Source organism: Paenibacillus sp. PDC88 (genome assembly GCF_900106725.1).
Classification (GTDB): Bacteria; Bacillota; Bacilli; order Paenibacillales; family Paenibacillaceae; genus Paenibacillus; species Paenibacillus shunpengii.
Window position 1 is genome coordinate 84,795 of record NZ_FNNT01000010.1, and the last position, 13,742, is coordinate 98,536.

The 13,742-nt window shown below is 40.6% G+C and carries 14 protein-coding genes; all 14 read left to right on the top strand.

What is annotated here, in order from left to right:
• The first annotated feature begins 437 nt into the window (after nt 1-437).
• The 14 genes from BLW49_RS23620 to BLW49_RS23685 all read left to right on the top strand — a co-directional run bounded on the left by BLW49_RS23620 (nt 438) and on the right by BLW49_RS23685 (nt 13,741).
• Nucleotides 438-1,430, top strand: a complete 993-nt coding sequence (locus BLW49_RS23620) for a replication-relaxation family protein (protein ID WP_090727268.1) — start codon at nt 438-440, stop codon at nt 1,428-1,430.
• A 126-nt stretch (nt 1,431-1,556) separates the two neighbouring features.
• Nucleotides 1,557-1,940 (top strand): hypothetical protein, encoded by a 384-nt coding sequence (locus tag BLW49_RS23625; RefSeq protein ID WP_090727269.1) that lies wholly within the window; start codon nt 1,557-1,559, stop codon nt 1,938-1,940.
• Between the two features lie 13 nt (nt 1,941-1,953).
• Nucleotides 1,954-3,078: a conjugal transfer protein gene (locus BLW49_RS23630; RefSeq protein ID WP_090727271.1), complete on the top strand. Its 1,125-nt coding sequence runs from the start codon at nt 1,954-1,956 to the stop codon at nt 3,076-3,078.
• 18 nt (nt 3,079-3,096) lie between these two features.
• Nucleotides 3,097-3,402, top strand: a complete 306-nt coding sequence (locus tag BLW49_RS23635; protein WP_251584631.1) for a hypothetical protein — start codon at nt 3,097-3,099, stop codon at nt 3,400-3,402.
• A complete protein-coding gene (locus BLW49_RS23640) occupies nt 3,403-3,807 on the top strand; it encodes a TcpE family conjugal transfer membrane protein (RefSeq protein ID WP_090727272.1) in 405 nt (134 codons plus the stop codon). It abuts the gene before it with no gap.
• Nucleotides 3,808-3,843: 36 nt separating this feature from the next.
• Nucleotides 3,844-6,486: an ATP-binding protein gene (locus BLW49_RS23645; RefSeq protein ID WP_090727274.1), complete on the top strand. Its 2,643-nt coding sequence runs from the start codon at nt 3,844-3,846 to the stop codon at nt 6,484-6,486.
• On the top strand, nt 6,461-9,301 hold the full coding sequence (locus BLW49_RS23650; RefSeq protein ID WP_256209923.1) for a CD3337/EF1877 family mobilome membrane protein: 2,841 nt from the start codon (nt 6,461-6,463) through the stop codon (nt 9,299-9,301). The genes BLW49_RS23645 and BLW49_RS23650 overlap by 26 nt, the downstream gene beginning before the upstream one ends.
• 17 nt (nt 9,302-9,318) lie before the next feature.
• Entirely contained in the window at nt 9,319-11,160 is a 1,842-nt protein-coding gene (locus tag BLW49_RS23655) for a glucosaminidase domain-containing protein (protein WP_256209924.1), read from the top strand.
• The gene (locus tag BLW49_RS23660) at nt 11,160-11,558 is read left to right on the top strand and encodes a hypothetical protein (protein ID WP_090727275.1); all 399 of its coding nucleotides are present in this window, start codon (nt 11,160-11,162) and stop codon (nt 11,556-11,558) included. Before BLW49_RS23655 ends, BLW49_RS23660 begins: the two co-directional genes overlap by 1 nt.
• A gap of 324 nt (nt 11,559-11,882) precedes the next feature.
• Entirely contained in the window at nt 11,883-12,275 is a 393-nt protein-coding gene (locus tag BLW49_RS23665; protein ID WP_090727277.1) for a DUF4258 domain-containing protein, read from the top strand.
• 107 nt (nt 12,276-12,382) lie between these two features.
• Entirely contained in the window at nt 12,383-12,616 is a 234-nt protein-coding gene (locus BLW49_RS23670; RefSeq protein ID WP_249436061.1) for a hypothetical protein, read from the top strand.
• A 240-nt stretch (nt 12,617-12,856) separates the two neighbouring features.
• Nucleotides 12,857-13,051: a hypothetical protein gene (locus tag BLW49_RS23675; protein WP_090727280.1), complete on the top strand. Its 195-nt coding sequence runs from the start codon at nt 12,857-12,859 to the stop codon at nt 13,049-13,051.
• A 72-nt stretch (nt 13,052-13,123) separates the two neighbouring features.
• Nucleotides 13,124-13,384 carry a hypothetical protein gene (locus BLW49_RS23680; protein WP_256209925.1) on the top strand — a complete coding sequence of 87 codons (261 nt, stop codon included), beginning with the start codon at nt 13,124-13,126 and terminating at the stop codon, nt 13,382-13,384.
• Nucleotides 13,385-13,399: 15 nt separating this feature from the next.
• Nucleotides 13,400-13,741 carry a hypothetical protein gene (locus BLW49_RS23685; RefSeq protein ID WP_090727282.1) on the top strand — a complete coding sequence of 114 codons (342 nt, stop codon included), beginning with the start codon at nt 13,400-13,402 and terminating at the stop codon, nt 13,739-13,741.
• Nucleotide 13,742 lies beyond the last annotated feature (1 nt).

Consider the following 13,742-nt stretch of genomic DNA (forward strand, 5'->3'; position numbering starts at 1 on the left):
GTGTCGTTATTATTATTCCGTAGGATATTGTTTCCTGTCAAGTTCTTGGAGCCTTAATTTCATTTTTTTTAGTGCTTCTATGATTAGTTGGAACTAAATCCAGTTCAAAATTTTGGTTTTATTAAGTTCAAACGAAGCTTTTTGAGTAGAGTAATATATTTAGAAAGTTTGCAATTACGCTGTTGCTTCCTATTAGTAAATTTGGTTACGTTTATCTTTATAGGAATTTGTTCATCCATTGACTCCTTATTTGTCCATTCATTGATCTTTTTATCTATCTGCCTAATTGTTTTTTAATTTCATGATACAAAGCCAATGATTTTGTTATACTTCCTTGTATGGCGTGGGTTCTTAATCATAAAGAATTCCCGACTAATACCCTAAAAGAGGGTGTATCAACCTAAGCCCACTCATGGGTAGCAAAGGAGATGAATGAATTGGCTGACCAAGTGAAGTTTGAACGGATTGATCCAAGTGAAGAGGGAGGCAAAAAACGAAAGAAGGGAGTTAGCGACTACTCCATAGGCGAAGCGATAGATCTCCTAACAGAGAGGGAGTGGCGTCTATTGATAGACCTCTACAAGTGTAGATGTATCCCACAAACAGAAGTCGTAGACACGTACTTTATTGATTCACCAGAAATGCATTATGAGGAGTATGTAACTGCAGGTAAGGTAGAAAAAAACAAACTGGAAGAAAAAAATAGGAACAGAGCAGTCTTGAAAGCACGCCGGACATTTAAGCGGTTAAAGGATCGCGGTCTAGTAGAAAGTACTTCCATCATTCCAGATGCTATTGATTTACCAAGCAAACGAAGGGGGAGAGTTACAGGAGAAACATGGTATTACCTATCTAACAGAGGACTGAGGATAGTTGAGAAACGATTAGAAATACCTGATGATTCTAAGTTGTCTAAAGTTGAAGTAGACATGGAACGAGCGAAAAAAGACCATTATTGGGAACTCGGAAAGATATATCTCGATTTAAGATATCAGTGGATGGCGAGATTTAATGATTTAAGACAATTCATTGATTGGGATTGGTATCCCTCTGAAATAGTGTGGGGAGACAATAGAGTAATAGAGGTACGCCCCGATGCAATATTGCGAATTGGAGAACAGCTCTTTTGTATTGAGTTAGATCGATCTACTGAACCAATTCAGAGATCCCCTTTCTACACGGAACAGGTTTCCATACAAAAGAAGCTGGAACGGTATAGAGATGTTATAAAAGCTTCTACGAATCCAATAATTCGAAATTCAATTATTGCTTTTGTAATTCCCGATGCTGTTTATCGGACAAGGCTTCAAAATATAGGTAATGCTGCCGATAAAGTTTTTGGCAAAAAACATCGAGTGCTGATTGGTCGGAAAATAGAAGATATTCTTATTGCTTATTCCGATCTTGCAGGCACATCCCACTACAATTAGAGCGGGAGACCTTTACAATTTGTGCTGAAACCCACTCTAATTGTTGTATATTAATATATATACTAGTGTGTTATTATATTAGTTAGTTAATTTATATATATGGTATATGAAATTGGGGGTGAGTATTTGAGCAAGAACAAAAAAGTTGTTTTGGTAAGTGTAGGAGTATTACTGCTTCTAATTGCTTCGGTTATTTTTTTTCGGAGCCCCACAAAAGAATCGCAGCCTGAGCCAAGCCCATCAATTGTACATACAGAAGAAAGCCAAGAATCTCATGGTATCTCTTCAGAGGAATACAGCGATTCTCACGACAGAGTGGCTAAGGTAATCGATGACGCAACAAACGCAATAGCGGAACGAGCTCCTGGTTGGTGGGACAAAATCGAATCATGGTGGGATTGGTTCCTCGGGTTTAAAACGCATCATGCCATAATTTTAGCTATAGTTGCATTGTTCATTATTGGTGTCGTCTTCAATCCGAAAAACCGTGATCAGTCTCGAAATCGATAGGGGGTGATAATCTTTGGGACTATTCAGAAAAAGCAAAATAATAGATACAGATGAACCAGTAGCAACTACGGATTCTGTAAAGAAGACAGCTGAGAGGTTGAAGTCTGACAAGGCAATAAAGGAACGAGCTCCAAAATCAAGGACTGGAATGAAATTACTTAGAACGTGCGTTTGGATATTCGTCGGTTTTATCCTCATCAAAGGGTGCATGTCATTTGTTCAAGGTACACGTGTGGTAAACCAGACCATCATTAATGGAGAAACCGCTCCTGTAATTGAAGAAAGAGTTAAAGGATTCGCCGCGGATTTTGCTTCTGAATACTTCACCTGGAGTATGAATAATTTCTCTGAGCGTTCAACACGATTGGCTGCTTTTGTGTCGGGCATTGATTCAGATGCAGGAATAAAATCTCTAGACGTTAAAGGATCAAGTCGTGTCCTGACAACAGAAGTATTTGATGTTAAACAACTAAACGAAAATCAAGTGGAAGTAACAGTGATGGTAAGAAGAGAAGTTGAAATTCCTACTGAACCATCAAGCACAACACCTACGAATAATATTGAGAGTACTGAAAGAGCAGTATCAATAAACAAAGTCTACATGGTTGTACCAGTGACTGTAGCAGAAGAGGGGTTGGTAATCCGGTCGTATCCTCGGTTTGTTACCGAATTACCAAAAGGGGAAGCAACAACTACCTCGATAGGCCCATCAGTCTCCGACACAAATACGCTTGCTTTAGCGAAAGAATTAACCGGCAGCTTCCTTAGTGCTTGGTACGAAGGAAATGCTAGTCAGTTGCGTTATTTCTACTCAATTGCGGATGATGCTCCTAAATCTCTGATCAAATCTTCATTCGTATTTGACCGAGTTGAAAGCCTCAATATGTACCGTATCGAAGATCAAAGTGAAACAATGAGAATTCAAGCGACAGTCATCTTAAAAAGCGACATTGGCGAGTCATTTACTAACGCATGGTCACTCGACGTAACAGAGAAAGATGGCCGATTATATGTTCTTAAATCCTCCCAGGAAACCGAAAAAAATGATCCTGCCGTAGAGGAACAATTGACTGAAGAGCCACAACCGAATGTAGAAGAAACAACTCAGGTGCTGCCTGAGCCCAATAATGCAAATTAATGAAAGGATGTTAACTAAATGAAGATGTTTAAAAAGGATTTAATGATCCGTACTACATTAATGTCAAGTGCTCTTATGCTGATAGCTACTCCTGCTTTTGCAAGTGGTCCAGGAGTAAAGTTAGGTGATTGGCTTGAAACTAATATTGGTGGAGTTGTACCAGGAATCCTGATTGCTATCGGTGTTTATCATCTAATCAAACGCGATTGGATGAAACTAATCAGTTTTGTTGCAATTGCACTTGTAGTAGCTATCCTGATGAACTGGTCTGATGTACAAAAGCTAGCTAAGTACTTCTTTGACCAAATCTTCGGAGGCATCTAAATGAGTGATAGACAATCAGAATCCCCACGAGTAACCGTATCTAATTACTCAAAGATATGGACCTGGGATTGGGTTATTTACGCTTTTGAAGGCAAGAAGTTACCGGTGCCTGCGAATGTTCGAGCTATCGGCACATTCTTCGCTTGTCTAGTATTTTGGTCCATTTTCGGTAAAATATTATTTTTTCTGCCAGATGCTTATATTTATGTAGTCCTCCCATTTGTCTCTGCCTGGTTAATCATGAAACAAAAACTTGATGGGAAAGCACCACATAAATGGCTACTTTCAATGATATTTCACTGGATAAGACCAAAACATCTTCGAAGATATCGACCGATTCAACACAATAAGCGATATACCTACGGCAGCAAAGTGGTTTATCGTACTCACCGGGAGCGTGCTTAATACGCGCTCCTCTTTTTTAATAAGGAGGGTAGAACTATGGGTGTGGAAGTGACTAAGCGACCAAATAAAATAAACGTTGAGTTCCCTATTGCTTACTTTGAAGGAAACTTAATATTTAATCATAACAAGCAGGTGTGGGCCGTATATGAGCTAGATCCTTTCATATATGACCATCAGAGTGACCAACAAAAAATAGATCGTCTGATTGCCCAAACCTCTTTCCTAAGCATGTTAACGGACCAATTCCAAATCCTATGGTTACCTAAAGCCCATGACATTGCTAAGCACCATGAAAAGCTTAGACAACGAAATACTGGACCGCTTAAAAGTTGGGGGAACAGGTATATCTCCGGAATGGAGGATTATCTAGGCGAAGCATACAACACATCGGATGGATCCAATAATGCGGAATATCGTCCCTATGTTGTTGTATACATCCCCAAGAGTGATGATAAGGATCTGGTAGAACAAATAGAGAACGTATATACCGAAATGAAGAAAATGATTCTTCATCCTAAACGTTTTATTGAGCATATTTCAGGTCTTAATGAACCAGAAATTTTCGAACATGAATACCAGGCTTATATGGTAAAGGAGCGGCAAATATACGATCGTATTTCCCGCAGAATCAAAGTAAAACGAGGAACTCCTGCAACAACAGAGTGGCTAATCAAGCGTAACTTCTGGTGGGGGATATCGGATCCAGTTCTCCGTTCGACGAAAGACAAACCATGGACTCCAAAGAAAAGAAAAGGAAACCGCGGCGGTCTTGATACATTCTTATATGACTCAAGACAGATTATCACTTTGACTGAGGCTGAAATTGATGGATCGCATCCTCGTAGATTGCAGATTAATCAGCCCCATGAAGGCCAGGACGATTACATCTACCATACATATCTTACCGTTTCTGAACTTCCAGATAATATGGATATGCCGGGAAGTGAGTGGCTTTACAGTGCAGCTACATTGCCATTTCCAGTTCAAATGAGCATTAAAGTGGAAGTGATAGAAGCACCTGAAGCAATTAAGAAACTAGCAAAGAAAAAAACTGACATCGACAACCAGGTAAAGAACGTGCATGAAGCTGGTGCAACCGTACCTCTTGAACTTGCTGAAAAGCAAGAAAGGGCATTACTGCTCGAAGACGAGTATAAGAAAAGAAAGAACCAAACCTTCATTACACATATTACCTTTGGGCTGTACCATACGGATATTAACCTCTTAAAAAGTAATGCCAAGATATTGCAGGATCATTTCAGAGATTTCGGAAACATACATGTTGAATTACCTGCAGGTGATCAATGGTTACTCTTTAATGATTTTATCCCTGGATCCCCCCGCTATGTTTCAGACTATATTCAAAGAATTCCTCCTGAAACATTGGCTTCCGGAATGTTTGGGGCAACTCAACAGTTAGGAGATAACATTGGGGTCTATATAGGCACAACGGGGTCATTACAACAACCTGTATTTGTTGATCTTAGGCACGCTAGCCAAATCAATAGATCACCGTCTTTTACCATAAGCGGAACACTCGGAGGCGGTAAATCCGTCCTGCTAAACTTGTTAGGATATATTAACGCAGTATGCGGAGGAAAAACTCTAATATTCGACCCTAAGGGTGAACGTTCTCATTGGCCGGATATGCTGCCTGAGCTAAAAGGACAAATTCAAGTGGCTACCTTATCTGCTTCTCATGAGGATCAAGGGAAGCTCGATCCTTTTGTGATGCTACAAAATATTGAAGATGCTAAAGAAGCAGCGATGGACATTTTATCATACTTAGCATCTGTACAGAGTGATCGGGTAGAGTACAGTTACATATCTCAAGCGGTCACAAGAGTAGCTTCCGAACCGAAACCTTACTTAAAAAAATGTATTGATGTCCTGCGACAAATGGGTGAGACTAGACAACCGGCTGCTGTGGTAGCTGAAGTACTCGACAGTTTCAGTAACTTATCATTTGCCAAGTTGCTTTTTGGTAACGGGGAACAAAAAACAATCGACTTAAACTATGCGATGAACATTTTACAGGTTCAGAATCTTAAAATGCCTCCTGTAGAAAAGCCTCCCGGGAACTACTCCTTGGTTGAGAAAATGTCTGTAGCCACGATGTATTCAATTGGTCGATTCATGGATACCTTCATTTATTTTGATCGCTCGGTCTTTACACTTGCCGAAATGGATGAGGCATGGGCGATCCTGCGAACTCAAATCGGGAAGGAAATGGCCGATCGTGTAATTCGTACGGGGCGCTCTCTAAATGGCGGACTTGGAATTGCGACTCAAAACCCTACAGATGTAGCTGGTGACCTTGCTGGTAACATTGGAATGAAGTTTGCGTTTAGGGACTCAGACACAGCCAAGATCAAAAGTACGCTTTCCTACTTTGGATTGGAGCACACTCAAGAAAATATTGATCTAATTAAGAATCTTGATAATGGGCAATGTCTCATGCAGGATATTTACGGCCGAAATGGTGTACTTACAGTAGATGTTGTATTTCAACGTCTCTTTGATTGTTTTGATACTAGACCACCTGAAGAGGATAGTTCAGATACAAGAGAGGAAACCGAGTATACAATACTTGAGAAATTCCAAGAACACTATGAGCAGTATGCTGCTGCAGGTGATGTAGGAGGGGAGCTTGATGGAGAAGACCCCGACCATGATTAAGCGAGGAGTGAAAATAAGGAAGTCTCTTGTATTACTAGGTGTAATAGTATCATTTCTCCTAGTCTTGATACTTCCTACAGTAGTAGAAGCATCCTCCATCGATGAAATGATTCCTTCTGACAACAACAAAGAAGGGATATATAACAAGTATGGAGCAACCAACTATTCATTTCAAACACTGATCCCAGAGCGATCATTCTGGCAAATAGGTCAGAAAGCTTCGGACGGTATAATCAGGGTTTATGATCATGTACTAAGTTTCTTTTTTCTTGTCCTAGTTCAAATCACTCGTTTATTCACCTTTTTATCTCATCAAGCATTTACATTTTCCTTTATGGATCAATTGATCGATGCTGCTGAGGATATTATTCAAAGTGTCGCAGGGGTGAATAACGGTCTCTTAGGTAACGGTCTATGGGGGAGTCTCTTAGGGATTTTTGCTTCCATTACCGTTCTTTATATCTTGTTTAATATGCTTCGAGGAAGATACATGGATGGATATCAATCCGCATTAGGCTTCGTAATGGCTCTTGTCATATGTCTCGGTTTTATTTCAAACGCAGGCACCATTATTAAGTCTTTTAATGGGATCGGCAACGAGGTGGGGGGGATGATGTACTCCATGCTCGCCAAAACAACTGGTCTTAATACTGATCCTAACAATGGTGTAGGAACGATCTCAGAACAAGTATGGAATGAGCTAGTAGTTCGACCCTACACCATGCTTCAGTTTGATGATCCAGACGTTCAAAAAAAGGACCCTCAACTTTTTAACGAAGTTCTTTCAACAGCACCATTTTCAGATGAACGAGAAGCAGTTTTACAGAAGGCACTAAGCAAGTATCCCGACATTGGGCGAGAAAGACCATATGAACAGATGCTAATACTTGTGTGTTACTATGCATTCTCCATTTTTACACTAGGGTTATTTATCTTCTGGGCTATCCTTTCTATATTCTATCGTTTGAAACTGCTAATTCATGCAGCTGTTATGGCCGTAACGTTACTTGCAACGCTGCTTCCAGGTAGAGAAGCTGGGTTCAACTCTATGAAGCAACAATTCATCAAATTAATAGGTCTTTGTGTAATGACCGCCTTTGTCATGTTTTTCTTAAGTCTATCCCTAGTATTTGGACATCTATCCTTTGATGTTGTCTATTCAGCAGGAGCAGGCTGGTTTACCGCAATGATAGTAGAGGCAATTGTAGTTGTTGTTATATTCAAATATCGTAACGAGATTGGACAAGTTTTCAGCAAAGCAGCAGGACATATTCCAATGCCGGAACGTGCCAAATCCACTGTTGTAGATACATTACAGCGTGGTGCAACGAGAACCTTGTATCACAGTACTGCTGGTAAAATCAGTAGCATGTTTAACCGAAAAGAGCATGAAGGAGTTCCTAGTACATTTACTCCGTCTTCTCTCAGTACTGCCGGCACCAACATTAACGATGCTACTACAGCAAGTATGGTCCTGCGTTACCAGCGAGAGAAACAAGCTGCCGAACAAATTTCTAATGAATCTGGAGCAGAGGCACAATATTCTCCTTTTGTTCAGAAAGTAAATGAGAATCTTCGGAATGGCAGTAAAAATCCTTTTCGTGGGTTGGACAAAGAATGGAAAGAAGAGAAGAACAGATTGTCGTCTGTCAAAACTGATGGTGGAGATATGCGTAACGCGATTCTTATGCAGGGCGTGAATGACAACATGAATGATCAAGAGGTTGCATCTACATTGTATTCAAATGAGAATGCAATCCGAGAAGCGAGTTCCTTCATGGTGAATCGACCAAAACAGGCTATAAACCAACTCGACAGGGCCAAAACACTCAATCGGAATCGTAAACTCGAAACTGCAGTGGATGATTTTGTAATGGTCCAATTGTTCCAAAGGTACAAAACAGAATATAAGCAAGCTGTTGATACCTCCATCGAGACGGGTGAACCAATCAGACACTCTAACTTTGTAAAGAAAATGGATGGTCGATTTAAGGAAGCAGGGCTCAGCAACACCAACAAAGTAAACACTACGATGCTATCAAGAAAAAGTAGGATTGCCGTTGCTACTCATTTCCAATCAATGCCTGAGTATGGAGCACAGAAGGAGCGGCTACTAAAAGCTAATGACTCATTCCGAAGGGTAGCCGTACAAAATGGTGGAATATCTGAAGTACCTAAAATTCAGCTAAATCCTTTAAAGAATCCTGCTACTATTATGAAAAATATGCCTCCTCTACCAACGGCTCAGTTCGGTTCTAGAGGAAATAAGTATAGTGCAGGCAGCTTTAATACTACTAAATCTGTACCAGCATCAATATTGTCGGCTCCTGCAGCTCTTGCAGCTCCTGTAACTTTACCATCCGTTCCTGATCCCAAGATGACTACGAACAATGTTAAGGGTAAGAATATCGCAACTCAATTTAACGTTCCTATGTCTGTTACAGCAACTCCTGTGACCGATCCTAAACTAACCATTAACAATGTTAAATTTAGTAATCCGGATCTTAAGAACAAGATTGAAGCTTCACGTGCCAACCTCAAAAACAGCATCACTACGGATGACCTTCAAGACATGCGGCTTGAAATTGATACTAATGCAAAATCCGAAGTGGTCATGAATTTGAGGAATAAGGTAACTGGTGAAGTAACAGGTGGACTAGATGATATGAAAGCGTCCCTTGAAATCATGAAAAAGGCCCGCGGTCAGCTGCATCGCGCTGAAGTTTCTTCTGCCAATCGTAACATTGAGAAAACAGTGGCAAATAAAGCGCAAAGCGGTAGAAAACAAACCAGGGTCCTAAAACAGCTTGAGTAGTAAGGGGGCGTACTATTTTGCTAGACAAGAAAGCTATTATTGGTGAAGCATTGCAAGGTGGTTTGAATAAGGAAAATCTTAAGCAACGAATCAAAAATGAAGCGATAAAGCGACTGCTCAATAAAGTATCAACATCGTTATTGAAAAACCCTGTCTTTTGGATCGTAACTTCAGTGCTGGCTGGAATCTTCATGTTCTTCTTTCTAATCGCAGCGCTAGTTTCGTCCACAACAGTCGTTGCTTCTTCTGCATTTGTATCTGAAAGGGTATTACCTCCTCAAATTTACTATCGTGATCTGGATAAGATCATAACCAGTGAGTTTGGGGAGCGAACTGACCCTGTGTTTGGAACGAAAGCTTTCCATAAAGGAATTGATTTCGGTATACCCGTAGGCACTCCAATCATCAGCTCATTCGATGGTGTTGTAACAACCGTGAGTTATCCGTCTACAAACCCAACGGAAAGTAATTCAAATGCCGGTATATACGTCTCGGTTAAAAGTTCTGATCCTGAGCTTTCATCCACCACAAGATACCTTCATTTGAGTGAAGCATTCGTCGAGCCAGGTCAATTGGTTCGTCGAGGGGAAATCATTGGACTATCGGGGAACACTGGTAAGTCTACAGGTCCTCATCTTCATTATGAGTGGATTCCTGAAGGGGAAGAGCCAGTTGACCCTACTCCTTTCATAATGCTCATGTCTAAGGCAACGGATACTGCTAGTAAAGAAGCTTTTAAGTATTTCGATAAGGTGAAATTTTCTAAAGAAGATGGAGATTATGATTATTTTTCAAATAAGATGCTCTATTTAAGCGGAGTCTATATGGAATCTGCTGCACCTCCATTTAGCAATATGGGAACTGTAACGACACGAAATGTTCAGACTGGCGCGTCCAGCTCAACAACTGGGGAGGGAACTGAAACTTCAGAAGACGTACCTGAAGTTTCAGTTCCACCAAATCTAGGTTCACTAACTCATCCCTTCTTTATTGAGTATGCTGCCGCTGCCATGGAAGAAGAACGCAGAAGCGGGGTACCTGCAAGTGTCACTCTTGCACAAGCTGCGCTCGAATCAGGGTATGGTCAACGAAGCGTATGTAATAACGTTTTTGGTATCAAAGCATCCAAAGGGTGGAAAGGTCCTACTTGTTCATCTCCAACTAAAGAAGAATATGGTGGTAACATTGTCACGATCGTTGGTACGTTCCGTGCCTACTCTAGTGTAGAGCAATCATTTGCAGATCATTCAGCTTTTCTTTTAGAAAACCCTCGCTATCGTTTTGCTTTAGCCCAGGATAATCCCTATGCCTTCGCAAATGAATTACAACGGGCAGGATATGCTACAGATAGCCAATATGCAAATAAGCTTAAGAGCATTATGAGAAGTCAGAATCTCGTCTCCCTCGATGCCAACGGAGGAATTGATCCCGCAACTGGACAGCCTTTCAATGATGTACCATTCGGTAGTGGGGGAGGAAGTGTAGGAAGCGGTGGAAGCAGCGGAGGGAGTGTAAATACTGATGGTACTGTAACTCTCGTATTCGGCATCCAGCAATTTTATGGTAACTATGCAAAGCAGGTATACCGATCAACGTCAACTGTTACAGACTCCAAAACCGGTAAAACACAAACTAGTCAAACGGTTACTAAATCCGATCTAATCGATCCGACTTTTAATAAACCAATCATTAATTCAGTTAATTATAATAACGTGGTGAACAATGGAGGTTACGGGGAGACTGAAGGACCTAATCTATTTGTTAAGGAACTTCCTGCAGCTATTGCAGTAACTCTTTCCAGTGGTACCGATGAGGAACTTTATATCTCTAACATTCAGTACGTAAGGGGGACATACTAATGAATGTACAATTAGTTGAACAGTTACAAACCGAAACATACTTTATGCTTAATTTAGAAATCACTTTCACCGGCTTAAAAGAATGGTTTCATATGGCTGGAATGCAATGCGATGATGTATCCCTTTTTCAAAGTATCCTGATGCCAGAAAAGATATCACCGGAGAAGCAAGTTGAATTTGCACAGTTGATACTGTATCGACATGAGGATGTCTTCTTCCAGATGCATCGAGGATTATCTGCCGATGAGCCGCTTCATCAGTTACTCATACAATTGCTGAACGTTAGAACTCTTCATGGTGAGGAGACTGCTATCCTTGATCTATGGGAAAAATTGAACCTTGATCGGAAAGAAACTGATCCAAAGTACCGTTCTATTTACGAGTTGTTTAGCAATTAGTATTCTATTTTCCTGCAAAAAGTTTATTTAACCGCTTGGGGAAGCATAACAATTAATACTGGGGTAATAGATGGGTCGATTGAAGGCCTTTCTATTGCCCATTTTCCATAATTAGACTATAATCATTGTATTACTATTAAATGAATTATTTTTCTTTGCTGCTATATTTCAGCGAAGAGAGGAGCATGTTGTTCATATTCGACAACGATAAATAATTGCCTTGATGCAAAAGGATGGAGCAGGCCCTATTCAGGTGTGCTTTTATTTTTGCGTTCAGGGCTTTTTTATTTTCATCTATCTCAGAGAAAAGGGGGTAATAAAGACGTGGATTACCGTAAGGAAAATTGGTCCTACGAGTTAGAGTGTTTCCGGAAAGCGGTGAATGGGGGCGTTGACGGCTTCATCATTGAAATTGCCGATCATTACTTAAATGATCGCCTTGACAATGAAGAGTACGAGGATCGTACATATACTCAAATCGATATCGCCGTAGCCATTTTTAACGGAAAAATAATTGAAGGATATTCAAGTGAAGATAATCGGATAAGGGAATCTCGCTCCATGGGACTAGTTACCCCTAGCCGTTTAGTTCTCGGCAAAGATCTTCAGGGAAATTGGTTCATTATTGTAGTTGGATTGCTCACAAGCAAGCATTTCAAGGTGGTTACTTGTTACCCTCCTGGAAAACGCCATCTTCCGTATATCGAGAATTTTTAATGAGCTGAAATTTTTTGGAGAAACGGAGTTCCGTGATACAATAAGGTTAGAAGGAGGCGTTGTGCATGACGACTCATTGTGACCGTTGCAAAGGGGAGTACGTAAATATGATAACCACCAAAACCCAAGTATTTGAAGGTGGCACTTTAATTGTTTCCGATGTTCCTGCAAGAAAATGCGAATGTGAGGTACTAACGCAAATTCCTGATGGAGTTATTATGGAAGGTTATAAGATGCTGCTCGAAAAGAATGGAATTGTTGGTGATGTGACGGTATCGTTGGCCAAGCTCAAAGAGCATTTCACGCCAATGGATTTTATTAGACCGCATATCAGTACTTAACCAGGAGTTATAAAAAGAGAAGTCCCAAGTAGAGTTTTACGTTAAAAAACGTGATTCTTGTTGGGGCTTTTTTTATTTTCTATGGACTATAAAAAACTATTGGAAGGACTGATCCTTTTGCCACATAAAAACACGGATAAGACGAAAGTTCTGCTACTCATGAGTTATATTATCGGTCTTTGTCTGATAATTGATCACTTAGTTTTCGGGTAACGATCCAAAAAAATGGGAGGAATAGATATGAATAATTGCGAGCGCAGGTTTGATGGAGGACTGTTAGTCGTGACAAACATTGGAGATGAGGATGTTCAATTCATGAAGAAGATTGAGCAATACACCCAACTCCTCAATCAACTTAAGGTATACGGCACCGTAGAAGTGACTTTGGCTGATCTGACACGAAGACTCAACGCAAAGTTAACTTCGATTGCGTAACGCAAAATAAGGATGGCCATAAAGAGAGCGACATGAGCGCTCTTTTTTTTGTGCCCTAAGGAGGCAATAAAAATGATAAAAAAGGTTTCGATTCAGCTTAACCGGAGCCTAATTTGTGGTGGGGTAGCGATCGTTGATAAGAATGGTAGCGACGCTTGCATCTTCTTTGATGTTGTGAAATCCAATCCCATAAAAGTGATTGTTGGCAATCGTGGGAAGGAAGTACCTGAAAACGAGGCAGATGTCTATGAGCACACACTTCTAGAGCTCTTTGCAAAGCATAATGTGCCCCTGCAGCTAGGTACTTACCTTGTTCAAACCCATGCGCTATAGAGAGGAGTAATATATATGCGAAAATTCAGTCGTAAACCCATCTGCCTGCTTATGAATCTTGGTGGCTTTGAAACACGTATCGATGAGCTCATAAATAAGGCATCCCGCATTGGAGAGATTGTTTATTCTCTCACAGGTGAAGGTATTGTTCCTTTTTCCACTCGAGGAATAGTTCCTGTGAATGTGATGACCTTATCTCCTGGTGAACTTCATGTATGGTCTTCACTGATCAATGAGCAGCTGCAAGAGCAGGGTATGAGTGTTGAGAACGTCGTCATCCTAGCTGCAGGACGTAAATATTGTGGAGTACTTCCATTAGGCACTATCGTCTATGAAGGCTTCAGGATAGGAGCGTGAG

Excerpts from the sequence above, each read along its gene's own strand:
- BLW49_RS23635 (WP_251584631.1), top strand. The coding sequence starts at position 3,097 with ATGAAGATGTTTAAAAAGGATTTAATGATCCGTACTACATTAATGTCA.
- BLW49_RS23640 (WP_090727272.1), top strand. The coding sequence starts at position 3,403 with ATGAGTGATAGACAATCAGAATCCCCACGAGTAACCGTATCTAATTAC.
- BLW49_RS23645 (WP_090727274.1), top strand. The coding sequence starts at position 3,844 with ATGGGTGTGGAAGTGACTAAGCGACCAAATAAAATAAACGTTGAGTTC.
- BLW49_RS23650 (WP_256209923.1), top strand. The coding sequence starts at position 6,461 with ATGGAGAAGACCCCGACCATGATTAAGCGAGGAGTGAAAATAAGGAAG.
- BLW49_RS23660 (WP_090727275.1), top strand. The coding sequence starts at position 11,160 with ATGAATGTACAATTAGTTGAACAGTTACAAACCGAAACATACTTTATG.
- BLW49_RS23670 (WP_249436061.1), top strand. The coding sequence starts at position 12,383 with ATGATAACCACCAAAACCCAAGTATTTGAAGGTGGCACTTTAATTGTT.
- BLW49_RS23675 (WP_090727280.1), top strand. The coding sequence starts at position 12,857 with ATGAATAATTGCGAGCGCAGGTTTGATGGAGGACTGTTAGTCGTGACA.
- BLW49_RS23680 (WP_256209925.1), top strand. The coding sequence starts at position 13,124 with ATGATAAAAAAGGTTTCGATTCAGCTTAACCGGAGCCTAATTTGTGGT.
- BLW49_RS23685 (WP_090727282.1), top strand. The coding sequence starts at position 13,400 with ATGCGAAAATTCAGTCGTAAACCCATCTGCCTGCTTATGAATCTTGGT.